The organism is Gordonia mangrovi, assembly GCF_024734075.1.
Lineage (GTDB): Bacteria > Actinomycetota > Actinomycetes > Mycobacteriales > Mycobacteriaceae > Gordonia > Gordonia mangrovi.
The window spans coordinates 1,545,487-1,568,952 of record NZ_CP102850.1; the positions used below are offsets into that span (position 1 = coordinate 1,545,487).

At 68.3% G+C, this 23,466-nt stretch carries 22 protein-coding genes; 8 read left to right on the forward strand and 14 right to left on the reverse strand.

Features of this window, described 5'->3' with window-relative positions; genetic code table 11:
* Positions 1–35 precede the first annotated feature (35 nt).
* Together NWF22_RS07115 and NWF22_RS07120 are read left to right on the forward strand one after the other, a co-directional pair.
* Positions 36–1,124 (forward strand): NAD-dependent epimerase/dehydratase family protein, encoded by a 1,089-nt coding sequence (locus tag NWF22_RS07115; RefSeq protein WP_160899970.1) that lies wholly within the window; start codon positions 36–38, stop codon positions 1,122–1,124.
* Positions 1,121–1,858, forward strand: a complete 738-nt coding sequence (locus NWF22_RS07120) for a CPBP family intramembrane glutamic endopeptidase (RefSeq protein ID WP_160899969.1) — start codon at positions 1,121–1,123, stop codon at positions 1,856–1,858. The genes NWF22_RS07115 and NWF22_RS07120 overlap by 4 nt, the downstream gene beginning before the upstream one ends.
* Before the next feature lie 36 nt (positions 1,859–1,894).
* On the opposite strand, the gene NWF22_RS07125 is transcribed toward NWF22_RS07120, so the two are convergent.
* Positions 1,895–2,695, reverse strand: a complete 801-nt coding sequence (locus tag NWF22_RS07125) for an MBL fold metallo-hydrolase (RefSeq protein WP_233750837.1) — start codon at positions 2,693–2,695, stop codon at positions 1,895–1,897.
* A 34-nt stretch (positions 2,696–2,729) separates the two neighbouring features.
* Between NWF22_RS07125 and NWF22_RS07130 the strand changes: the two genes are divergently transcribed.
* Positions 2,730–4,715 carry a phage holin family protein gene (locus NWF22_RS07130; RefSeq protein WP_160899967.1) on the forward strand — a complete coding sequence of 662 codons (1,986 nt, stop codon included), beginning with the start codon at positions 2,730–2,732 and terminating at the stop codon, positions 4,713–4,715.
* Positions 4,716–4,861: 146 nt separating this feature from the next.
* Here the strand turns inward: NWF22_RS07130 and NWF22_RS07135 are convergent, their stop codons facing one another.
* The 6 genes from NWF22_RS07135 to NWF22_RS07160 form a co-directional block, all read right to left on the reverse strand.
* On the reverse strand, positions 4,862–5,515 hold the full coding sequence (locus tag NWF22_RS07135; protein WP_160899966.1) for a dihydrofolate reductase family protein: 654 nt from the start codon (positions 5,513–5,515) through the stop codon (positions 4,862–4,864).
* Positions 5,516–6,049, reverse strand: a complete 534-nt coding sequence (locus NWF22_RS07140; protein ID WP_160899965.1) for an SRPBCC family protein — start codon at positions 6,047–6,049, stop codon at positions 5,516–5,518.
* A complete protein-coding gene (locus NWF22_RS07145) occupies positions 6,027–6,395 on the reverse strand; it encodes an ArsR/SmtB family transcription factor (protein ID WP_160899964.1) in 369 nt (122 codons plus the stop codon). The genes NWF22_RS07140 and NWF22_RS07145 overlap by 23 nt, the downstream gene beginning before the upstream one ends.
* A 102-nt stretch (positions 6,396–6,497) precedes the next feature.
* On the reverse strand, positions 6,498–6,893 hold the full coding sequence (locus NWF22_RS07150) for a nuclear transport factor 2 family protein (protein WP_160899963.1): 396 nt from the start codon (positions 6,891–6,893) through the stop codon (positions 6,498–6,500).
* 42 nt (positions 6,894–6,935) lie between these two features.
* Complete coding sequence (locus NWF22_RS07155) at positions 6,936–7,826, reverse strand: SDR family oxidoreductase (protein WP_160899962.1); 891 nt, start codon at positions 7,824–7,826, stop codon at positions 6,936–6,938.
* The gene (locus NWF22_RS07160) at positions 7,823–8,296 is read right to left on the reverse strand and encodes a MarR family winged helix-turn-helix transcriptional regulator (protein WP_373692006.1); all 474 of its coding nucleotides are present in this window, start codon (positions 8,294–8,296) and stop codon (positions 7,823–7,825) included. Before NWF22_RS07160 ends, NWF22_RS07155 begins: the two co-directional genes overlap by 4 nt.
* 119 nt (positions 8,297–8,415) lie before the next feature.
* On the opposite strand from NWF22_RS07160, the gene NWF22_RS07165 reads away from it, so the two are divergent.
* Complete coding sequence (locus NWF22_RS07165) at positions 8,416–9,912, forward strand: MFS transporter (protein WP_160899961.1); 1,497 nt, start codon at positions 8,416–8,418, stop codon at positions 9,910–9,912.
* A gap of 97 nt (positions 9,913–10,009) precedes the next feature.
* On the opposite strand, the gene thpD is transcribed toward NWF22_RS07165, so the two are convergent.
* Complete coding sequence (gene thpD, locus NWF22_RS07170) at positions 10,010–10,897, reverse strand: ectoine hydroxylase (protein WP_160899960.1); 888 nt, start codon at positions 10,895–10,897, stop codon at positions 10,010–10,012.
* A 404-nt stretch (positions 10,898–11,301) separates the two neighbouring features.
* Between thpD and NWF22_RS07175 the strand changes: the two genes are divergently transcribed.
* On the forward strand, positions 11,302–12,447 hold the full coding sequence (locus tag NWF22_RS07175; protein WP_160901314.1) for a metallophosphoesterase: 1,146 nt from the start codon (positions 11,302–11,304) through the stop codon (positions 12,445–12,447).
* Between the two features lie 15 nt (positions 12,448–12,462).
* Here the strand turns inward: NWF22_RS07175 and NWF22_RS07180 are convergent, their stop codons facing one another.
* A complete protein-coding gene (locus tag NWF22_RS07180; RefSeq protein ID WP_160899959.1) occupies positions 12,463–15,897 on the reverse strand; it encodes a serine/threonine-protein kinase in 3,435 nt (1,144 codons plus the stop codon).
* Between the two features lie 280 nt (positions 15,898–16,177).
* On the opposite strand from NWF22_RS07180, the gene NWF22_RS07185 reads away from it, so the two are divergent.
* Complete coding sequence (locus tag NWF22_RS07185) at positions 16,178–17,464, forward strand: benzoate/H(+) symporter BenE family transporter (RefSeq protein WP_160899958.1); 1,287 nt, start codon at positions 16,178–16,180, stop codon at positions 17,462–17,464.
* Here the strand turns inward: NWF22_RS07185 and NWF22_RS07190 are convergent.
* Positions 17,454–18,848: a hydroxysqualene dehydroxylase gene (locus NWF22_RS07190; RefSeq protein WP_160899957.1), complete on the reverse strand. Its 1,395-nt coding sequence runs from the start codon at positions 18,846–18,848 to the stop codon at positions 17,454–17,456. The genes NWF22_RS07185 and NWF22_RS07190 overlap by 11 nt on opposite strands.
* Before the next feature lie 224 nt (positions 18,849–19,072).
* Between NWF22_RS07190 and NWF22_RS07195 the strand changes: the two genes are divergently transcribed.
* Complete coding sequence (locus NWF22_RS07195; RefSeq protein ID WP_160901313.1) at positions 19,073–20,113, forward strand: ferritin-like domain-containing protein; 1,041 nt, start codon at positions 19,073–19,075, stop codon at positions 20,111–20,113.
* A 45-nt stretch (positions 20,114–20,158) separates the two neighbouring features.
* Here the strand turns inward: NWF22_RS07195 and msrA are convergent, their stop codons facing one another.
* The 3 genes from msrA to NWF22_RS07210 all read right to left on the reverse strand — a co-directional run bounded on the left by msrA (position 20,159) and on the right by NWF22_RS07210 (position 21,946).
* On the reverse strand, positions 20,159–20,707 hold the full coding sequence (msrA, locus tag NWF22_RS07200; RefSeq protein WP_160899956.1) for a peptide-methionine (S)-S-oxide reductase MsrA: 549 nt from the start codon (positions 20,705–20,707) through the stop codon (positions 20,159–20,161).
* A 2-nt stretch (positions 20,708–20,709) separates the two neighbouring features.
* Positions 20,710–21,144 carry a peptide-methionine (R)-S-oxide reductase MsrB gene (msrB, locus tag NWF22_RS07205; RefSeq protein ID WP_233750896.1) on the reverse strand — a complete coding sequence of 145 codons (435 nt, stop codon included), beginning with the start codon at positions 21,142–21,144 and terminating at the stop codon, positions 20,710–20,712.
* 190 nt (positions 21,145–21,334) lie between these two features.
* Positions 21,335–21,946, reverse strand: a complete 612-nt coding sequence (locus NWF22_RS07210) for a maleylpyruvate isomerase family mycothiol-dependent enzyme (RefSeq protein ID WP_160899954.1) — start codon at positions 21,944–21,946, stop codon at positions 21,335–21,337.
* 207 nt (positions 21,947–22,153) lie between these two features.
* On the opposite strand from NWF22_RS07210, the gene NWF22_RS07215 reads away from it, so the two are divergent.
* On the forward strand, positions 22,154–22,384 hold the full coding sequence (locus tag NWF22_RS07215) for a hypothetical protein (RefSeq protein ID WP_160899953.1): 231 nt from the start codon (positions 22,154–22,156) through the stop codon (positions 22,382–22,384).
* Positions 22,385–22,392: 8 nt separating this feature from the next.
* Here the strand turns inward: NWF22_RS07215 and NWF22_RS07220 are convergent, their stop codons facing one another.
* Complete coding sequence (locus NWF22_RS07220) at positions 22,393–23,448, reverse strand: enoyl-CoA hydratase/isomerase family protein (protein ID WP_160899952.1); 1,056 nt, start codon at positions 23,446–23,448, stop codon at positions 22,393–22,395.
* Positions 23,449–23,466 lie beyond the last annotated feature (18 nt).

Here is a 23,466-nt window from a genome sequence, read left to right on the forward strand (position 1 = left end):
AGCTTGTGGCAGACACTGCGCCCAGGGGGAGTTCGATGAGACTGTTCGTCACCGGAGCGACCGGCTATGTCGGTTCGCGCCTCGTGTGTTCCCTGCTCGCGGCCGGTCACGAGGTGGTGGTCAGCAGCCGACGGCGCGCCTCGCTGCGGCGGTTCAGCTGGTACGACGACGTGACCGCGGTCGAGATGGACGCCGACGATCAACTGTCGGCGCACGACGCGCTGCAGGCCGCCGGTCCCGTCGACGCGCTCTACTACCTGGTGCACGGGATCGGTCAGGACGACTTCGGCGATGCCGACGTGCGCGCGGCCAACAATGTGGCGCTGGCCGCCCGTGACGCGTCGGTGCGCCGCATCGTGTACCTCGGCGGTTTCGTGCCCGACGTCGACCGCGGCCAATTGTCGGCGCACCTGCGCAGTCGTGCCGATGCCGCCGACGCACTCGACATCCCGGGCGGCGCCGATCTGGTGTGGCTGCGGGCCGCCGTGATCGTCGGTGCCGGGTCCACGTCCTTCGAGATCATCCGGTACGTCGCCGACCGGCTCGCGGTGATCCCCGAACCGGGCTTCACCCGCAATCCGATGGATCCGATCTCCATCCGGGATGTCCTGCACTATCTGACCGCAGTCGCCCGGCCGGAGGTCCCGGCCGGCGCCTACGACATCTCCGGCCCCGACGTCGGCGTCCGCTACGGCGAGGTCCTCACCGAATACCTGCGGGCCATCGGACAGCCGCGTCTTCGCCTTCCGTTCCCCGACGTGAGCACACGGCTGGTCGGCAAGGTCGCCGGCCGCATCGTGCCGGTGCCGACGTCTCTCACCGAAGACCTGGTGACCTCGCTGAGCCAGCCGATGGCGGCTTCCGAACACACCATCCGCGACATCGTGCCGGCGCTGCCCGGCGGCCTCACCCCCATGCGCAAGGCCATTGCGGCGGCGGTGCGCAGTCCCGCGCCGCGGCCGGTGTGTGAGCTGTCGAACCTGCATCATCTGGCCGAGACCGACCCGATGTGGGCTGGTGGCGATGTGATGCGTGCGCGCCGGATCATCGGCTCCACCGTGTCCTCGACGCTGTCCTCGACGGGACGGCTGACCCAAAGCATGGTATCCCTGCTGACAGGATGACAGCCGACCTCACGACGTTCGCCCAGCGACTGACGGCGCCCGCTCCCCACACCACGCTCGACGACCCCGGTGCGTTGCGGCGGCGGCGCATCGTGGTCGCCGTGTTCGTGGTGATCGGTGCGATCATCCTGGGGTTCTCGTTGTCCGCCGAGCCGGGTGCCGCGTCATTCGTCCCGATGACGATCGGGCTGGCGGCGGCCTGGCTTATCGGCGGGTTCCTGTCCGGGCCGATCCGGCTGGGCCGCTTCGGGTGGCGCCGACCCGAGCCGGCCATCCCCTTCGTGGCACAGCCCTCGTCGGCGGTCGGCGCCGCGGCGCTCGGCGTCGGGGTGGGACTGGCCGTCGGCGCCGCCTTCGTCGTCGGCGCGCTCATCACCCGTGAGATCGGGCCGCTGGCCTCGCTGGTCCGCGAGGTACTTGCGTTCCGCGACGAGGGCGGCGTGGTGCTGATCACCGCGATCACCCTCGGCAACGGCCTCGCCGAGGAGATCTTCTTCCGCGGTGCGGTCTATTCGGCGGTACAGCGGCATCAACCGTTGGTCTGGTCGACGCTGCTCTACGCGCTGGTCACCCTGGCCAGCGGCAACGTGATGCTCGGCTTCGCCGCCATCGTCCTCGGCTCGGTGTGTGCTGTGCTGCGACGGGCCACCGACGGTGTCCTCGCGCCCATCTGCACCCACGTCATCTGGGGCGCGATCATCTTGTTCTGCCTGCCGCCCATCTTCGGCACCTAGCGTCTCTTCGGTAGCTGGGGTCATGAATCGCGCGGACTACCCCAGATCGACGCCCTCACCCGGCTGCAGCTCAACGGCCGTCACCGCGTTGTCCCGCAGCAGGGTCACGAAGTCGCCGCCCGGTCGATAGAAGCGCTCCGGCCGAATGCGCTCGAGTCCGATCGGCCACAGCGTGCCGAAGTGGACCGGAACGGCCAGTCCGGCGCCGACGATCTCGGCGGCCTCGGCTGCACGCGGCGGGTTCATGTGTCCGGGCCCCAGATTGGGTCCCCACCCACCGACCGGCAACAGCGCCAGATCACAGCGTGGCACCCAGTCACCGAGGTCGGGATAGAGGTCGGTGTCGCCGGCGAAGTACGTCGTCATCTCCCCGGTGATGACGTAGCCGAGCGCGGCGGTGTCGAACGGCCCGCGCCGCCAGCGTCGCCCGTCGTGCTCGGCGGGTACCGCCCGGATCTGTACACCGCCGATGGTGATCTCGTCGCCGGGGTCGACCTCGATCAGCCGCCCACCGACGGCTCGGAGCGCGGGCAACACGTCGGGCGCGCGGCGTGGCACCACGATCGGCACGTCACCGAGCATGCGCAGGGACGGTAGGTGGGTGTGATCGGCGTGCAGATGTGACAACAGCACCACGTCGGGGACGCGAACATCCGGGTCGTTCGGAATCGGTCCGCGCCGACGCCGCAGGTGCGCGACCCGCGCGGTGAGGATGGGGTCGGTCAGCACGGTGGTCCCCCGATCGACGAGCAGCGTGCTCGCGTGGCCCAGCCAGCGCAGCGTCGAGCGCGGCGGGCCGTCGCCCGCGATCGCACGGTCGGCACCGGGGTGGGTCATGCCACTACGATCGCAAAGCAATCGAAAGGATGCCATGCGCAGCACCGCCCGGGTCGTCGGTATCGTCGTCGAGCTCCTTGTGTTGTGGCTGGTCTCTGCGCTCGCCCTGGTGGTGCTCGACGCCGTGTTCGACGGGGTCACGCTCGACACGGTCGTGGTGGACGGCCGCTCGACCTCCCTGCCGGCCGCGGTGGCGCTGGCGCTGGTGTTCGGTCTGCTCAACGCCGTCCTGTGGCCGCTGGTGGTGCGCGCCATGGCGTGGATCGGGCCGGTGGTGCTGTTCGTCGCGGTCTTCCTGGCCGGCGGGCTGTTGCTGATGCTGTCGATGGTCCTGGTGCCGGTCGCCACCGTCGACCGCACCCTGGACCTGTTCGTGATGGCCGCGCTGCTGTCGCTGTTCAGTTCGGCGGTCGGTGGTGTGATCGCGTCCCGCTCGGACACCTCGTATCGGATCATGCAGGTGCGGCGGCAGCGTTTCCGCCGACGACGCGCGACGCCGGCCACCGCGGAGCCGGGCCTGCTGTGCCTGCAGATCGACGGTCTCGGCCACGGTGTGCTGCGCCGCGCGATCGCCGACGGTGTCACCCCGACCATCGCGAAACTCGTGCGGGAGAGCCACCGGCTGGTGGCCTGGCACACCGATTGGAGCAGCCAGACCGGCGCCTCACAGCTGGGTATCCTGCACGGCTGCAACCACAATGTCCCCGCGTTCCGCTGGTACGACAAGGCCACCGGGACCATCGCGGTGTTCAGCAATCCCCGCGACAACGAAGAGCGTGAGGCCGAACGCGCCGACCGACCGGGGCTACTCGCCCTCGACGGCGCGAGCCGCGGCAACCTGTTCACCGGCGGGGCCGACGACAACGTGCTGGTGGTCAGCCGGATGCGGGGCGCCCGACTCGGCGGCGGCGCCGGATACGCGTCGTACTTCTTCGATCCGTCCAGCGCGCTGCGCACGGTGGCGCGGATGGTCGCCGAGATCCAGCGAGAACTGCGCCAGGCATTCCATCAGCGACGACGCGACATCCGGCCGCGGGTTCCGCGTGGCGGCCTCTACCCGTTCGTGCGGGCGTTCACGACCGTGGTGGCCAACGACATCACCGTCGCCGCAGTGGTCCGCGACCTCATCGACGGGCGCAGCATCATCTACGCGGATCTGATCGGCTACGACGAGGTGTCGCATCATTCGGGCATCTCCCGGCCGGAAACCCTTGCGGTGCTGACGAAGATCGACGAGACGATTCGGCTGTTGCTGGCCACCGTCGAGCAGGCCGACCGCGACTACCACGTCGTCCTGCTCTCCGATCACGGGCAGAGCCAGGGCGCCACCTTCAGCCGACGATACGGCGAGAGTCTGGGGCACCTCGTCGACCGGTTGTGTGGCGATCCCGATCGCCCGGCCGACGAGGACCGCTCGGCGCAGGCCGATGCCGAGGGCAGGTTGTACGCCTCGGCCAGCATGGGTTCGGCGGGCGAGCAGACCGACGTGGTGCCGTCGTCGGATCGACCGGTGGTGCTCGGGTCCGGCAATCTGGGGCTGATCAGCTTCCCGCGCATCGCGGGTCGCGCCGACACCGCCGACATCGAGGACACCTACCCGGGTGTGCTCGACGGACTGCGCGGTCATCCCGGGGTCGGTTTCCTCCTGGTGGCGCAGCCCGGTGGCGGATCGGTGGTGCTCGGCGCCGACGGGTCCGTCGATGTGACGACCGGCGTGGTCACCGGCACCGACCCGCTGCGCCATTTCGGCCCCGATGCACTCGCGAAGGTCCGTCGCACGGACACCTTCGACAACGTCGCGGACATCATGGTCGGCGGCGCCTATTGGCCGGAAACCGACGAGGTGGCCGCCTTCGAGGAACAGGTCGGTTCCCATGGCGGGATGGGCGGCCCGCAGAGCACCCCGTTCCTACTCTTCCCGACGGACCTGCCACACCCACCCGATCCCCTGCACGGCGCCGAAGCGGTCCACACGGTGCTGGCCGGTTGGCGCGATCTGCGGCAACCGCAGGTCGAGTAGTCACGAGCCCGAAACCGCTCACCGAGCAGCCACAACCCCCCACACCGCCAAACCGCTGGTCGAGTAGTCACGAGCCGCTAGGCGAGTGACGTATCGAGACCAGCAGCGCCACAATCGCATCAGCCCTTCGACCCAAGCACACGCGCCTACCGTCGGCGCGCGAAGCTCAGGTGCACAACCCCACTCGGCGACGTCGTCGGCTCGATCCGAAACCGTTCGTCGAGTCCTTCGAGACCATCCCAGAGACGTGCGCCGCGGCCGAGCAGGATCGGCACGACGACGATGTGCATCTCGTCGATCAGATCCGCGGCAAGAAACTGGCGGACGGTATTGGTACCACCGCCGATCCGGATGTCCCTGCCACCCGCGAGCTCTCGGGCTCGGACCAGCGCCTCGGCGGGCTGGGCATCGACGAAGTGGAAGGTGGTGCCGCCGTCCATCTCCAGCGTGGGGCGCGGGTGGTGGGTGAGCACGATGACCGGGGTGTGGAACGGCGGGTCCTCACCCCACCAACCCCGCCACTCCTCGTCGGCCCACGGCCCTCTTTGGGGCCCGAACTTGTTGCGCCCCATGATCTCCACCCCGATATCGGTCGCCCACCGACTGGCGAAGGCTTCGTCGACCCCCACCGAACCCGGACCGTCGCCGTGAAAGCCCATCCGGGTGAACGTCCGGGTGGGAAACGCCCACTCCATCAGGCGGTGGCCGGCATGCCCGAACGGCGCGTCGAGTTGCTGGCCGTCGCCGGCGCCGAAACCGTCGAGCGAGACCGAGAAGTTGTGTACCCGAACGAGAGACATCTAGCCCTCCTGACCATCCACCGAGACGCCGCCTCGGCCGGCACAGTCGGCTACGAGGTCGACGACGTAGGACGCCAGATTGCCGAGCGTCTGCTCGCCACCTTCGATGGCGTGGTAACGCTCCACGGCCTCGTCCCGGAGTTCGCGGGTGGGAAACAGGGTGCGCATCACGATTCGGGTTCGGGCACCGGCCGGTTCGAAGGTGACAACCGACTCGAAGGCGTCGGGGTCGTCACGAAATGATCCGTGCAGCAACCCGATTCGCTCCGGCGGGACGATATCCCGCCAGGTGATCCACTCCTGGAATTCGGTCCCGTCCGGCCCGTGCATCACGAAGTCCCAGACGCCGCCGACGTGAAACTCGAACGTTCTTGTGGTGGTGGAGAATCCGTCGGGACCCCACCACCGGGACAGATGCCGAACCCGGGTGAACGCCTCGAACACCAACTCGCGTGGTGCGTCGATCACCCGCGACACCACGACCTCGCGATCGGCGATCGCTTCGCCGGCCTCACCGCTGCGATCCGTCGCCATCTGCCTGCTCCTTTCGTCGCGTCTGCTTCAGCTCCTGCACGTACTCGTCGAGTCGGTCGAAGCTGTCGTTCCAGAACTGCTCGAAACCACCGAGCCATTCGCGTACCGGTTGCAGCCCGCGGGCGTCGAGGTCGTAAAGGCGCTGCTTCCCGTCCCCGCGGACCTGCACCAGCCCGACCTCGCGCAGCACCCGCAGGTGCTTGGACGCCTGCGGCTGACTCATGCCGAGATCCCGCGCCACGTCACCCGCCGGCCGCTCGCCGCCGCGCAACAGGATCAGGATGTCGCGACGCTGCGGTTCGGCAATCGCGTTGAATGCGTCGGAGGTGGTCGCCGCTCGCGCCATAGCACCATCATATTCCTATATCGGCAAATGTAAACCCGTGCGGTGATCGCATGCCACGGTGCGATCAGTCGCCGCAGCGAGGGAGACGACGAGAAAGGTAAATCAGTTCCCGCGCGAGGCCATCTCGACGATCGAGTCGAATCGCGCGCCCATCTCTTTCGCCAGCGCTTCCGCGGCCCGCAGCGGTCGGACCATCACCATGAAGTCGACGATCTTGCCGTTGTCGTCGAATTGGAGGAAGTCGCACCCGGTGACGGCCAGGCCGTCGACCTTGGCCTCGAACACCAGGGCATGATCGCGGCCGTCCGGCTCCCCGATCTCGCGCACGTAGTGGAAGTCCTCGAAGACCTGGACGACGGTGCGCAGGATCGCGCTGGTGATCGCCTTGCCCGCATAGGGTTTGAATGCGACCGGGCTCCGGAACACCACGTCGTCGGCGAGCATCTGCTCCACCGCGTCCATGTCCCGTGCGTCGATGGCCTGCCGGAATGCGGACATGTGCGTCCTCTCGTCACGAGTTGTCGGCGGATGGTTCGCGCCTCAGTACTGCGCGACGCGACCGTCCCGAGGGGCACGGTACATCGTCCACAACATGCGCGGAAGGGCGCGCAGCGGGAGCCGCCGCGGCCACCCGTCGGGTCGCAGCAGCGCGTCGGTCCCACCGTCCACGGTGAGCACGCTGCCGACGAGGAAGTCCGCGCTCGGCGAGAGCATCACCACGATCCAGTCGGCGAGTTGTTGCGGGGTGCCGTACTGGCGGATCGGGACGGGGAAGGACCGGACCTGCGATCCGGTGCTGCTGTCGAGCTGGGCGCGCAGCAGCGGGGTCAGCACCGGGCCGGGCGCGATCACGTTCATCCGGATGCCCACGCCCGCCCAGTCGTCGGCGACCGCATGCTCTCGGCACCATCGCGTCACCGCCAGTTTCGACGCGGCGTAGGCCACCGGCGCCGCCAGCCCGCGGCGCCGACGGATCTGACGAACTGCGCGGTCGGGGTTGCCGTCGAGCAGGAGCCGCACCGCGCGTCGCGGCACGAAGGGGGTCGTGGTGGTCGAGTTGGAACCCAGCACCACCACCTTGGCGTCACCTGCGGCGGCCAGCGCCGGGCGTACGCCCTCGAGAAGCTCGGTGACACCGAGCAGGTTCACCGCGACGATGACGTCCTCGTGCCCCTTCGCCGGTCCGAGTCCCGCGGCCAGGACGGCACCGTCGAGCCGCCCGCCCGCCGCGGTGAGGACGGCGTCGATGGCGCTGCGCCGGCCGGCAGGTGTGGACAGATCCGCGCAGACCTCGACGTCTCGCAGATCCACCCCGATCACCATGTGCCCGTCGGCACGCAGCCGCTCCGCGACGGCCCGGCCGATCCCGGACGCGGCACCGGTCACCAGATACGTGCCGCCCGATTCTGCGACCCTCCCGGATGCGGTCACCCCTGCGCAGCCTCGTGCTGGCGGAGGTAGGTCCGTTCATAGGCGTCGTTGAACGCACGCAACTCGTGCAGCAACGCTTCGGGTGTGCCGGGATCGAGGTCGGCGAACACCCGCCGGAGCCGATCGGCACGGAGTCGCCCGTCGTGTTCGAACGCCGCCTGACCCGCCGGAGTCGGCCGGATCAGGCGACTGGCCTGACCGGTCACCTCGAAACGTTCGAGGTAGCCGTGTTTGATGGCCGCATTGACCTGCCGATTGACTGTGGACTGCTCGAGGTCGAGTTCGTCGGCGAGGTCGCGCAGCGTGCGCGGGGCGCCGTCCGACAGGGTCCACAGGATCGTGAATGCCGATGCCTCCAGCACGGCCCCGGGAACGATGTGGGTCTTGCGGCGGCCCATTCTGAGTAACTCTTCGGCCAAGCCCTGATAGAGCGGCGTCAGCCAAAACGACTCATCACCGACATCCGGCATATCCGACATCCCCTCCCGGTCGCGATACATCGCAATCTACTCACGAGTTGGCGTGTGCACCATACATATGTACGCTACACATCCGTCGGGAAGCCGCGTGAGTCAGGAAGGGGAGTCCCATGAGCACTTCGCCGTCAGGCGATCGGTCGGCCGTCCCGGTGGACGCCGAGTTGACCGACGAGAAGCACACCGGCGCGGCCATCGCGGTCGTCGCCGTGCTGTGTTTCGGCGGCCTCGTCGCATCGTTGATGCAGACGCTGGTCATCCCGATCCAGCCGGAGCTCCCGCGGCTGCTGGACACGTCCATCTCCAACGCGTCGTGGGTCATCACCGCCACCCTGCTGGCGGCAGCGGTGGCGATGCCGATCGCCGGTCGCCTCGGCGACATGTTCGGCAAGCAGCGGATCATGCTGGCCAGTGCCGCGCTGCTGGTGGTCGGGTCCTTGATCTGTGCGCTGGGCGCCTCGCTGATCCCGATGATCGTCGGACGCGCGGTGCAAGGTCTCGCGATGGGCTTCATCCCCGTCGGCATCAGCCTCATGCGTGAGGTGACGCCGCCGAAGCTGACGTCGATGGCGGTTGCCGCAATGAGCGCGACCCTCGGTGTGGGCGGCGCGATCGGTCTGCCGCTGTCCGCGTGGGTGGCCCAGGAGTTCGACTGGCGGGCACTGTTCTGGGTGTCGGCCGCCCTGGCGGCGATCGTCACCATCCTCGTCGCGGTGCTCGTGCCACACATCGATGACAGCAACGGTGGCCACTTCGACGTCGGCGGCGCGCTGGGTCTGGCCGTGGGATTGTCGGGCATCCTGATCGCCGTGTCGAAGGGCAACGACTGGGGCTGGGGTTCGGCCACCACCCTGGGGTTGCTGTTCGGCGGTGTGGTCGTGCTACTCATCTGGGGCGCCTACGAACTGCGTCACGACGACGCCCTGGTGGACCTGCGCACCACGGCGCGTCCGGCAGTGTTGCTCACCAACATCGCGGCCATCGCGATCGGTTTCGGCATGATGGCGCAGGCCGTCGTGATGCCGCAGCTGCTGGAGATCCCGGAGGCGATGGGCGGTATGGGCCAGACGCTGCTCGCCGCCGGACTGTGGATGGCGCCGGGCGGCCTGATGATGCTTGTGTTCGCACCCGTCTCGGGCACGTTGATCAACACTATCGGCGCGAAGTTCACGATGGCCATCGGTGCGACGGTGCTGGGCCTCGGCTACTTCGGCGCCTTCCTGCTGATGAACGCCCCATGGCAGCTGGCGCTGGCCTCGGTCATCTGCTCGGCGGGTGTCGGTATCGGCTACGCCGCCATGCCCACCCTGATCATGAACTCGGTGCCGATCCGCGAGGCCGGCGCGGCCGTCGGGCTCAACGGGCTGATGCGGTCGATCGGTACCACCTCGGCCTCGGCCGTGATGGCGTTGGTGCTGACGAGTTCGACCGTCACCTACGGCTCCGTCGAGGTGCCCAGCCACTCGGCGTTCGGGTGGTGCTTCCTGATCGGCGCGATGGCCGCGTTCATCGGTGTTGCGATCACGCTGTGCATTCCGGTGCTGCGCAAGAAGGATGACCACCGGACCGTCCCCGAGGCGAGCGAGACGGTGCCCGCGGCGCGCTCCTGAGCCCGCATACGACGAACCCCTCTCGAGAACTTCGAGAGGGGTTCGTGCGCTTCACCGGCCAGTCGCCGCGAGTCCGTTCGCGCGCCCTGCGCTCCGATCAGCGGTGCGCCAGGTAATCCGGGCGCGGCTTCGCGGCCGCGAACGGCTCACCGATGGCGTTCGACTTCGCGTTGAACACCACGAACAGGTTGCTGCGCGGGAACGGGGTGATGTTGCCCGACGACGCGTGCATGCAGTTCGAGTCGAAGTACAACGCGGAACCCGCGGGGCCGGTGATCATGTCGATGCCGTGCTCCTCGGCGAGTGCGGTCACGTCGTCCTCCTCCGGCGTCCCGAACGGCGGCCGGTAGGAGGTCAGCGACTCGCGGTGGTAGTCGCCCGGGGTCTGCCCGACGCAGGTCAGGAACTTCTTGTGCGAGCCCGGGATGATCATGAGCGCGCCGTTGTACTCGTAGTTCGGGGTCAGCGCGAGCGATACACTGAGCGCCCGCGGCTTGGGCATCCCGTCCTCGGCGTGCCAGGTCTCGAAGTCCGAGTGCCAATAGAACGGGCCGCCCGCGAAGCCAGGCTTGAGGTTCATTCGGCTCTGGTGGACATAGACCTCGTCGTCGAGGATCTGCTCGGCCACACCGACGATCTCCGGTCGCGCACAGATCTCCGCGATGGCGTCGCTGAGGTGGTGGACCGCGAACAGCGATCGCACATCACCCGACGACGACTCACGGACCACCCGCTCATCGTTGCCGAGTCGGTCGGTGATGACATCCACCTCGCTCATGCAGGTACGGATGTCGTTGTCGCTCAGGACGTTGGTCGCGGTGTGGAAGCCGCGCTCGGCATAGGCCGCGAGCTGGTCGGCCGACAGCGGTCCACGTACCGACGTGTCCCCCCAGACGGTCGGGTGCGGCCGTGGCTCGATCTGGCCACGCTTGGCCAAGCGGGTGCGGTATACATCAACTGGTTTCGTTGCTGTTTGAGTTATCACGATCTACGTCGATCCTTTCCCTCAATCGGCATCTTCGCCGTGTTCTGTTGTTTTGTTTCGCAAATATTGCGGGCACATTGGCGTGGTGTTTCAGCTTCGTGCGCCACACCGAGGTTGCCAGCCATACACATGGGGTGCAAGGCCGCCCTAAAAACGCGACGACCTCCCGCTATGGTCGATTTCGGGCGATTTTTCGCGCTTATCTGCGGAGACGATGCCGTCGAGCACCACGAGTCCACGCCACCGGACGATTGAGACATTCGCCACACACGTCGGCCCATCCATTCACCCCTCCGGCCAAACTCGCGCGCGCCCGATCACAGATGGCTCGGCTACACTCGCGCTCGGTTCCGGCCAGATCGTGGCCGGCGACAGGAGGTGTGACGGCGTCGATGCCGATAGTCATGGCGGCGGTACTCGCCCTGTTCCTGGCCCTCCTCACGTTCGCACTGCATCGCAGACTGGTTCGCGCCACGCAGCTCGCGCGTCCGTGGTCGACCGTCGCCGACATCGTGCTGGTGGTGTTCGCGGTTCTCGCCTTCATCGGGGTCGGCAGCGGAGCCTTCTTCGACCCCGGGTGGGCGCGAGCACCCGCCTTCCTCGGTCTGGCGTGGCTGGCGGTCGTGTTCTATCTGCTGCTCGGCGTACTCGTCATCGGCGTGCTGTCACTGGTGGTGCGTCTCGTCGGCCGGCTGCGTGGCGCCGGTCGGCGCGAGGCCGTCGACACCATGCGGCGCCGCACGATCCAGATCGGCAGTGCGGTCGTGGTGGTCGCCTCGGTGGTCACCGTCGGCTATGGCGTTGTCGAGGCCACCCGCCTGCAGGTCACCCACACAGAGGTCGCGGTGCCGGACCTGCCAGAGCAATTCGACGGCACCCGCGTCGCGCTCATCGCCGACCTGCACGTCGGACCCGCCCGCGGCCGCGGCCTGGTGCAGCAGGTGGTCGACGAGGTCAACGCGCAGAATCCCGACCTCGTCCTCATCGCCGGTGACCTGACCGACGGGACCGTCGCCGAGGTGGGCGACGACCTCGAGCCGCTCGCCGAGCTGTCCGCACCGCTGGGTGTGTTCGGGGTGTCGGGCAACCATGAGTTCTACTTCGACGACGGCGGGGCGTGGCTCGACGAGTGGGAACGACTGGGGATCAGCACGCTACGCAACGAGCGCACCGAGATCACCGTCGACGGGGCGACCATCGACCTGGCCGGTGTCCACGACGAGACGGCGCCCGCACCGTTCGAACCCGACTTGGGCGCGGCACTGGCCGGTCGCGACACCAACAGGTTCGTGCTGCTGCTCGCGCACGAACCGCTGCAGGCGTTCGGCGCCTCCGACGCCGGGGTGGATCTGCAGGTGTCCGGCCACACCCACGGCGGTCAGATGTGGCCGATCATGTATCTCGTTCCGCTGCAGCAACCCACAGTTCAGGGACTCGATCAGGTCGAGGCCACCACCGTCTTCACCTCCCGCGGCGCCGGAGCGTGGGGCCCACCCGTGCGGGTGGGCGCGCCACCGGAGATCAGCATGTTGCAGTTGCGGACCTCGTAAGCCCTCCGGTGGGCGTCAGGCCTCGACTCTGCCCAGCAGTTCGTCCAGAAACCGCACCGGCGGCCGGCGGCCCGCGTCCACCCAGTTGTCCTTGCCGATGTCGGACCGGATCGCCTCCACCAGCCGCAGGAAAGTGACGCCGCCATCCAGCGGATAGCGCACCATACCGGTGTCCGCGCAGCGCAGCACCACATGTGCCGCATGCCGTTTCGCGTCATTCATCCGGCCGGCCGCCGCCAGGCAGGTGGCCAGCAGCCGCTCCGCGCGCAGTTTGGCCCGCTCACGTCCGGTGTCGGCGAGATGGTCCACCCATTCCTGCGCCCAGCGCCACGCCTGCTCGCGGTCGGCCGCCGCGGAGCTGTCGCGCAGCAGACGGATGGCCGATGCCGAGTCGAGTTGGGCGACGATCGCGTCGATGCCCACCTCGGGAAACCTCCGGCTGTCGTAGGTGACGCGAGGTTCGATGCCGTGCCGCGCGGGCAGGTCGTGGATCACATACTCTGCCTCCACGAATGCCCGCAGGCGCGGTGAGTCCAGCCGTTCGGCGATGTCGACGGCCTCGTCGAGCAACGCCGCCGCCCCGGCACGATCATCATCGAGCAAGGCCAGCCGCGCACCGATGATGAAGCGCGCTTTGATCATGTCGATGACGCCTTCGTCGGCACCCAGTTTGGAACTCTCCTCGATCAGCCGCCGCGATTCGTCGACCCGTCCCCGTTCGTAGAGCACGTCGGCGAGCACAGCGCAGGCCAGTCGCGCACCCTGGGATTTGGTGGCCGACCGCGTGTCGATGGACACCCGCAGGGCGCTGCGAAAGCAGTCCTCGGCGCGATCGAGGTCGAGTTGTTCGAAGTGGACGATCCCGTCGAGTGCGTGGCCGTACATGACGGCGTAGGGCCCGGTGTTCTGCTGATGGTAGGGCCTGGCCCACTCCTGCCGACGATGTGCCGCGGCGAAATCGAAGCGGAACGTCGCTGCGATGGTGGACACGTTGGCCGCCGCGGACACGACGAACGCCGGCAACGTCTCCGGACGCGACAACGCCTCACCCACCAGTTCATCGACGCCGTCGGTACGGTCTGCGGTGACCCGGACACATCCTTCCAACACATCGGCCTCTACCCTGATGCCGGAATCGTCGAGGTCGGGATGCGCCGCCAGCGCAGCCGAGACCCGCTCGAGAGCGTCCTCGGCGGCCGCGGTTCGGTGGAGCAGCACATTCGCCCAGGTCAACAGCAACTGCACCCGGGGGCTGGCGGACACGGCTGCCGGCGGCAATTTGTCGACGAGCCCCAGCAGCGTCGCCATGTGCGAGTGCTCGATGAGGGTGCGCCCATCAGCCTCCACCAACGCCACCGCGCGGTCTGTGTCGCCGGCTGCCAGTGCGTGATTGACGGCCTCGGCGGGCATGCCGTGGGCGGCGAACCACTCCGACGCCGTCTTGTGTAGACCGGTGATCGCCTCGGGCATATCTCGTTCGAGTCGACGCCGCAGAAACTCGCCGAACAAGGGATGGAACCGAAACCACTCACCGTCCTGATCCACCCTGCGCAGGAACAGGTCTCGTGTCTCGACCTCCTCCAGCAACGCCTGCCCGCGGGGCTGCCCGCTCATCGCGGTCGCCAGACCCGCGCAGATCCGTTCCGGCGGTGAGACCTTGAGGAGGAACTCCAGCAACTCAGGCTCCAGGGTGGACAGCACGTTCTCGGCGAGGAAGTCGCCGATGGCGTGATGCCGACCCGAGATGTGGCTGATGAGTTCGGCGGGGGTGTCTGAGCCACGCAGGGACAAGCAGGCGAGTTGCAGCGCAGCGACCCAGCCGTCGGTGGAGTCGCGCAACTCGGTGACCTCGTCGCCCTGCAACTCCAGTCCGGCGACGTCGACCAGAAACGACTTTGCCTCGGCCGCATCGAAACACAGCCCGGCGATGTCGATCTCGACGAGTTCATCGCATACCTGCATCCGGCTGATCGGCAATCCGGCGCGGGTGCGGCTGGTGATCACCATTTGCAGGTGATGGCAACCGCGTTCGAGCAGGAAGTCCATCGCGCCGATAGGCGCCGGGTCGGTCACCCGGTGCCAGTCATCGACGATGATCGCCATCCGCTCGTGCCGGGCGTGGATCTCGTTGATCAGCGAGGTCAGCACGTATTGTTCGGCCTTCGCCCCGTGCTCTTCGATGACGTCGGCGAGGTCGCCGACCACCACCGGCGCCGCACGACGCAACGCCTCGACGATGTTGGCGAGAAATCGAGCGAGGTCGTTGTCGTCGTCATCGACCGTCAACCAGGCGACCGTCACCCCGTTCCGGGCCAGTTCCTCACCCCACTGCGTGGCCACCGTGGTCTTGCCGTACCCGGCCGGGGCATGGATGACCACGAGCCGCCGCTCCTCACCGGCACGCAGGATCTCCATCAACCGATCCCGCGGCACCTGTGCCCGCGGCCGCAACGGCGGGCGGAACTTGGTCGACGGGGTCGGCGGAGCCGTCGTGATCCCGGTGCGTTGCCGTCGGTCCGGGACGGCCCCGATCGGGTCGGCAGCGCTCTCGATCGGCAAGGCCATCTCGTCGACCGGTAGGCCCAGCTGCCGCTGCACGTCGCGCAGACCCTCGCCGTACTCGGCGACCGATCCCGGACGGTCGTCGGGATCCCGGGCCATCGCCCATTCCACCGCGCGTGACAACGGTGCCGGAATCCCTGCCGCCCGCAGGTCCGGCACCGGTTCGGCCGCCATCCGCAAGAACTGCGCCACCACCTGCTCACCGCTGCGCCGCTCGAAGGCGGCGTGGCCGGTCAGCGCGCAGAACAGCGTCGCGCCCAAGCCGTAGATGTCGGTGGCGACCGACGGCGACGCCCCGGACAGCAGTTCGGGCGCGGTGAACGCCGGCGACCCGGTGACCATGTCGGCGTCGGTTTCGAAACCACCGGCGATGCGCGCGATACCGAAGTCGGTGAGCTGCGGTTCGCCGTATTCGGTGAGCAGGATGTTGCCCGGTTTGACGTCGCGGTGCAGCGTGCCCGACCGGTGCGCGGTCTCCAGCGCGCCCGACACCTTCACCCCCAACCGCAGCACGTCCTGCCAGGCGAGAGGACCGTGCTTGCGGATGCGGGAGTCCAGCGAATCGTGGGGGTGGTACTGCATCACGATGAACGGATGTCCGCCCGGCGTGCTGCCGACCTCGAGGATGTTGACGATGTTCGGGTGTCCGGACAGCCGGCCCATCGCACGCTGCTCACGCACAAACCGTTCGAGGTTTTCCTCGTCGAGATGATCGGTGAGCACCTTGACGGCCACCGTCCGGTCCAGTTCGGCCTGTTCACAGCGGTAGACGGCGCCGAAACCGCCGTGCCCGATCAACGTCGGTTCAACGAATCCCGCGCCCACGAGTTCTCCGGCGATGTCGGGTGCGACATCGCGCTGAGTGGTCTGCGGATCGTATTCGGCCATTGTTGGTGCCCTCGATCGCGCGTCGGGCGCGTTGTCAGTGCACCATCCAGCGTAGTCCGATCACCACCGCTGTCCCGGCGAAACGGTCACGGGCGTGTGCGGCCGCGACACCGTCGGCAGCCGTCATCCGTGTGTCCGGCACCGATAAGCACCGTCGATCACTGACGCGAATCTGTGTCCTTAACTCGGACTGCGGAACCGCCTAGCATAGCGACGACCGCCACCACCGCCCACCCGATGCCGGCTCCGCTGAGCGCGCAGAAGGCACAGAAGGATCGTCATGCCTGCACCCGACAGCGTTGCGGGCGCCGCCGAGGTGTCCGGAGGCGACGCGGACCGCAGCCCGCTGGTGGAGCGGGCCCCACGTCCACGTGTCGGACCGCGGACAGTGCTGCATGACATCGGTGGCACCTACCTCGGCAACGGCATCGTCGGGCTCATCTTCTCCGCCTCGGGGCCGGTGGCGGTGATCCTGGCCGCCGGATCGGTGGGTGAGCTGTCTGCTGCCCAGTTGTCGTCGTGGATCTTCGGGGTCTTCGTGCTCAACGGCATCCTGACCGTCGTGGCGAGCTGGATGTACCGGATGCCGTTGGCATTCGCCTGGACCATCCCCGGCACCGTGCTGGTCGGATCGGCATTGGGCCACCTGTCCTGGGCGGAGGTGTTGGGCGCGTTCCTGGTGACCGGTGTTCTGATCCTCGTGGTCGGCATGACCGGGCGGGTGCGTCGACTCATGTCGGCGCTACCGGAACCGATCGTGATGGCGATGGTCGCCGGGGTGTTCCTGCAGTTCGGGGTCGGTGTGGTCACCTCCATCGGCGCCGATCCGGTGGTGGCGGTACCGATCGTGGTGGTGTTCTTCGCACTCCAGTGTCACGGCACCCTGACCCGCTGGATGCCACCGATCATCGGTGCCTGTCTCGCCGGGGCCGTCGCGGTCGCGGTCAGCGGACGATTCGACTTCACCGAAGGCCCGACATCGTGGATCGCCACCCCGGTGCTGCAGACACCCGACTTCAGCGTGCGTGCGCTGCTGGAGCTGGTGGTCCCGTTGGCGATCACGGTGATCGTGGTGCAGAACGGCCAGGGCACCGCGGTGCTCAATGCAGCCGGACATCGCACCCCGGTCAACGTGGTGACGATGCTGTGCGGCGCGTGGTCGATGCTCGCCGCCGCCGTCGGATCGATCTCGACCTGCCTCGCCGGGCCCACCAACGCACTGCTGGTGGCCGGTGGCGAACGGCGTCGGCAGTACACCGCGGCACTCACCTTCGGCGTGCTCGCCGTCGGCGTCGGCCTGGCGGCCCCGGTGTTCGTGGCGCTGGTGCTGGCGATGCCGGCAGCCTTCATCGCCACCGTCGGCGGTCTGGCGCTGCTGGGCGCGTTGCACAACGCCTTTCGGTCGGCATTCGGCACCCGCTTCACCATGGGTGCGCTGGTGACGTTCCTGGTGTCGGTCTCGGATCTGACCGTACTGAACATCGGCTCGGCGTTCTGGGGGCTGGTCGCCGGGATCGCGGTGTCGTGGATGCTGGAACGCGACGACTTCCGGGCGATCAGGGCGTAGGCGCGCCCTGCTCACGGGTTCCGCTGCGGTCGCGAGCCAGGATCACCTCGACGGCGCGCGCGGCGCTTTGGCACGCACCCTCCATGGTGGTGGTCCAGTCGGTGCGCGTCCAGTCCCCGGCCAGGGCCAGTCCGGCGACCGCGGTGCGTTGCTCCGGGCGGATTCCGGCGGTACCGGGCCGCTGCGCGAAGGTGGATTTCGGCATCCGCACCACGTGGCTATGGATCACCTCGGCATCGGTGGCGTCCGGAAAATATTTGCGCAGCATGGCCATCTGGATGTCGGTGATCTCGGCGTTGCTCTTGCGCGTCAGGTCATAGGCGGCCGACACCGTGGTGGAGTAGAGATGGTGCTGCTCGGCAGAACGCCCGTGCATACGCTGACGGTCCCAGACCTGTTCCAGCACACCCTCACCGCCGTAGAGGATCTCGCCCCAGTCGCTCATCCCGATCGACCGGTCCAGATACAGGTTGACGCTGACGATCGGCACGGGGGTGAGTTGATCGACCGCCGCGTAGATCGCCTCATGCCCGGGCACCTGGTCTAGCAGCCCCTTCACACTCCACACCGGGACCGCGCAGATCACGGCGTCGGCGGTCACCTTCTCCCCGTCGGACAGGGTCACGCCCGTGACCACCCCGTCGGCCACGTCGATCGACGAAACCACGGCGCGGTGCCGCACGTCGACCCCGTTGTCGGCGAACACCTTCTGCGCCCCGTCGATGAACAGGGTGTCGAGGTCGACGGTGGGATAGCCGATCGAGATCGGAGTCCGCGTCGCCCGTGCCCGCCGGATACCGGTGACCAGGAGGTCGGCGGGCACCTTGGCCGACGAGATGTCAGGTTTGTCGCCGGTCAGGCCGATCACGATGCCGTCCCACAACGCATCGCGCGCCGACTGCGGCAACCCGATCCGCCGGAACCATTCGTCGGCGGTGATGTCATCGAGCCACGCCGGCTGGCGCAGCGCCTGACGGATCAGCGTGGCCTGCGCGCGAGCGGTGCGCAGCCGGTCCACACCGGTCACCCCGGGCAGATCCCCGATGGCGGTGCGCAGCCCGGAAACCCCGGCAAACGACGACACCCGGGTGGCGCCGCCAGGCATCCGCATCGTCATGTGCCCGGGAAAGCTGACGTGCTCGCGGGTGCCGACGCTGTCGAGGTAACGCATCAGATGTTCGTAACCACTGGCGAACACGTGCTGGCCGTTGTCGGGCACATCGTCGACGGCCGCGACCGGCATCGCGATGGTGCGGCCGCCGAGCGAACCCCGACGTTCCAGCAGCGTGACCTGCTGTCCGGCTTCGGCCAGCCAGACCGCCGACGCCAGGCCGGCCAGTCCCCCACCCACGACCACGCAGTGCCTACGACGATTCTCCGGCATGGAGAAACCATAGCGGTCAGCGTTGACCGGTGATCTTCGATGCGGTCGGCGACTGGTGTCCCGCGCTGTGACATGTACCACCCGTCGGCGGAAGTCGCAGCTCACGGTGGACTTTTAGGGCTTGATTCGAGCACATTCTCCGCGCCGAGGTTTCAGACCACCAGCCCATGGTCACGCTGAAGTCGTACGCACCCGCATACAACGAAGAGAGCGATTTCCCCATGATGGTCTCGACGCAGACCCGCCCCACCGGCACCATCTCCCACACCACGATTGCGCAGCAGCTGCGCACGATCCTCGCGCTCACCAACGCCGAGATCCAGATCGCCGAGATCCGGCAGGCCCAGGCACGGACCGATGCCGTCCGGGATGAACTCGCCGGAAACGCACAGAAGGGCCGCTCGCGCGCCCAGGACATCGAGAAGGCGCTACGCGAACGCGGCGGTGTCGTCGATGTCGTCCGGCCGGTGATCGGCCGCGCCACCGCGGCGGCCAAGAGCGTCATCGAGCAGGCGCAACCCCTTGACGAAGCGTTGCTCGGCGACCTCGCGTTGGAGCAGCAGCTCGTGGGCCGCGCGATGTATCTCAAGGCACTGGCCACCGGCCGGCAGGATTCCGAGCTGGTCGCACTGGCGGACAAGCTGATCGACGCCCACACCGAGACGGTTCAATGGATCACCACGGTGCTGGCCGAAGAGGCGCTCGGTGGACCGGCGGCGCTGCGCCGCACGCCGACGCAGTGGGTCAGCGGCATGGCGACCCGCGCCGTCACCCTGCCCGCGACACTGGCCGCGCGCGGCCTCGATCGCGCCGCCGACGCGCTGCGCAACGCTCCGTCGGTCGTCGGCGGGCTACGAGACCGGGTGGGCCAGACGGTCGACGAGGTCTCCGAGACCGCCAACCGAGCCGGCGACACCGTGGTGAATGCCGGCGAGACGGCCGCCCGCAGTGTGGCCGCCGGCCGTGACGCGGCCCTGGAGGCTGTCGAGGGCAGCGCCCGCGCTCAGGGTGCGCCGGGAGTCGCCGACAGCATCCATCAGGTTCGCGAGGCCACCGGAATCGTCGAATCCGGCGAGCTCCCGATCGAGGGCTACGCCGATCTCAATGTGGGTGAGGCTGTTTCGGCGGTCAAGGAACTCACCGAACCAACCGAGATCCGGGTCGTCCTCGCCTACGAGGAAGCCCACAAGAACCGGCAGCGCGTCGTGTCGGCCGCGGAGGACCGCCTGGCCGAGATCGCCAAGGACGTCGTCGGAGTCCAGTGACGTGAGGGCGTACTCGCCCTGACACCAGACGACATCCGAGCGCTCCTACGACGTCGCGGCATCCTCCCGCTTCGGCAGGACCCATCCCGGCCGCGGGAAGTGGCAGGTGTAGCCGTTCGGATAGCGCAGCAGGTAATCCTGATGCTCCGGCTCGGCCTCCCAGAACGGTCCGGCGGTTTCGATCGTGGTGACCGCCTGGCCCGGCCACAATCCCGAGGCGTCGACGTCGGCGATGGTGTCGCGGGCCACCTGGTCCTGTTCCGGGGTCAGCGGAAAGATGGCCGACCGATAGCTCGACCCGACGTCGTTGCCCTGCCGATCCCGGGTCGTCGGGTCGTGGATCTGGAAGAAGAACGCCAGGATGTCACGGTAGGTGGTCTTCGTGGGGTCGAACACGATCTCCACCGCCTCGGCGTGACCGGGATGGTTGCGATAGGTGGCGTGATCGTTGCTGCCACCGGTGTAGCCGACCCGGGTGTCGAGCACACCGGGCTGTCGGCGGATGAGATCCTCCATGCCCCAGAAGCATCCGCCGGCGAGGACGGCGGTCTCGGTGCCGGGGCGTCGGGTGATCTGTCCGGTGTCGGTGGTCATTGTTACTCCTCCGTGTTGGTCGAGTCGGTGGTGCGGTCGTCGAACAACGAGCGGTACGCGCCGTACTCCTGCGCCTCGAGGTCGTCGACCCCGATGAAGCGCAGCGCCGCCGAGTTCATGCAGTAGCGCTGACCACCCGCGTCGCGGGGCCCGTCGTCGAAGACATGCCCGAGGTGGCTGTCGGCGCCCGCCGACCGGACCTCGGTACGGCGCATCCACAGGGTGTGGTCGGTCGTGGTGGTCACCGCGTCCGAGTCGATCGGCCTGGTGAAGCTGGGCCAGCCGGTGCCGCTGTCGTACTTGTCGATCGAGGTGAACAGCGGTTGGCCGGACACGACGTCGACGTAGATGCCGGGTTCGTGGTGGTCCCAGTACTCGTTGTGGAAGGCCGGCTCGGTGCCGTCGCGCTGGGTCACGCGATACTGGGCATCGGTCAGTCGGCGGACCGCCTCATCGGTTTTGCGATAGTCGGTTCTGCGGTAGTCGGTCGTGCGGTGGTTGGTGTGGTGCTGGTCGGTCTGGTGCTGGTTGGTGGTCACTACTCCTCCTGTCGACGCCGCTGGCTGCGGCGTCACCCTGCACAACAACCCTCGGCCCGGATTTGGTCCCGACCCCCGCTGCCCGTCGTCAGACCACGGTGAATCCATCCGGCAGCGCCGTCCGCCCGGTCAGTGCGAGCAGGGTCGTGACGCCGTCGCCACGTCGCGCGGCAACAGCCGCGAGCACGGTCGACGCGACTTCGGTGACGTCGCGGGGCAGTGCCGGCTCCTCCACCCCGAGGGCGCGGGCGATGTCGAGACCGTGCACCGCGAGCTCGCAGGTGCGGCTGGGGAGGTAGTCGAGCAGCCGCATCCCGCCGACGACGGTGGTGACGATCGGGTTGTCGACTCGGGCTATCGCGGCCAGCGCCCGGTCACGTTCGCCGGCCAGCACCGACACCGGATCTTCTCCCAAAGCGGCACCGGCCTGTTCCCCGCGCCGACGCACCGACTCCGCATCCGCCTCGGCGGCAGCGGTCAGGTAATAGTCGGCCGCGTCGGCGATCCGGCAGGTCTCGGCCGGTTTGTCGATGTAGTCGGCGACGGTCGTCAGGGCCCGGCCGGTGTGCCCGACCAGCGCGCGAATCGTCCAGGCGCCGAGGCCCGGACGGTCCCACTGGTCGGCGCCGATGCGACCGACGAGGTCGACGAGGTGGTCGGCGGCGGTCGCGAAGACGTCCCGCTGATCGAGTGCGGTCATACATCCGAGTATGACGAGCCACGCTGCCGGAGATCGACGGATCGGTGGCCACGGGTTGAAATCCCGCGTGTCGCCACAGATTCTCCGCGCGTCGCAGGTCTGCTGTGGCAGGTGAGGTCCCGGGGAAGTAACTGAGACGTGCGTGCCATCATTCGGCCGAACGAACCCGCAATCTGCAGTTCACAATGGTCAGCCACCATGGTGACCATGAACGATGCGACAGAACTGGTCGCCTACGCCGAGAGCTGGTACCGCTACGGCGGTGGCGATCCCGACGACATCCTGGTGCGGTTCGGGCTCACCGAGGTCGCCTACTTCACCCGCCTACGGGAAGCGCTGAGCACCGACACCACGTTGGATCCGGCCGTGCGAGATGCCATCGACGAGGTGGCGTCTCGGCGAATCGACGCCGGCCCGGGACACGCGATGCCGGCCTGACCTCGGCCTCATCCGATGACGTCGACGAGCCCCCATGCCAATGCTTCGTCGGCCGATATGGGCGCGCCGATGACGAACAGATGCAACGCCCGCCATCGGCCGATCCGTCGCGGGATGCTGACGGTGCCCCCGGCACCTGGGAGCAGCCCCATCGTCACCTCCGGCAGCCGCATCACCGTGTCCGGTGCCGCGACGACCCGTCCGGCGAATGCCGGGATCTCGATCCCGGCGCCCACGCACTGGCCGTGGAGCCGGAACTCGATCCGGTCGGCCAGTCGGGCCACCAGCCGACCGGCGCCACCACGGGTGCGGACGATATGGGCGGTGGTGAGGTCGGGGGTGTGACCGAACTCGTCGAGATCGCCGCCGGCACAGAAGCACGGACCGGCACCGTCCACGACAATCGAGTCGATACTGTTGTCCAGCAGCGGTATCCGTAACGCCTCGACAAACGCGTCGCGCAGCGCGACACCGTAGGCGTTACGGCGTTCCGGCCGGTTGAGCGTGATGCGCAGCTGACCGGCCCGGCGGTCGACCAGCACAGGGTCGGCCGTCGGCGGAGGCGGCAGCGGTCGTCCGAGCGCGCGCCGCTCCTCGAGCCAGCCGCCGAACTCGGCACCGCCCTGCAGGGTCGAGTAGCCCAGCGACTCGACATCGATGGCGGCCGGCACGGGCAGCGACTCCGACGCCCGGATCACCTGCGCCACCACCACCGATGCCTGCGGTCGGTTCGCCACCGCGTCGGTGAAGTCGATGACGGCCTGCTCGACGTCGACGACCGGGATGGTTTCGCGGCGCTCGTCGGAACCGCCACCGTAGGTCAGATCCAGGGCGGTGAGCAGCGGCGTGAGATCCGCGGACGGCTTGTCGGCGCGGCGGCCGACGAGGATGGCGTCGGACCGCCGGGCGACCTCGGCCGCGGCGTCGACAGCACCGGCTTCGGCGCCGTCGAGGTCGACGACAAGCACGGGCGCGACGAGGTCCCCACGGTCACCCAGCGCGGTGGCGCCGAGTACGCCGTCGGCCAGTTCGGCGACCGTGACAGTCGGTGGCTGCGATGTCATTTCTCCATCCTGACCTGT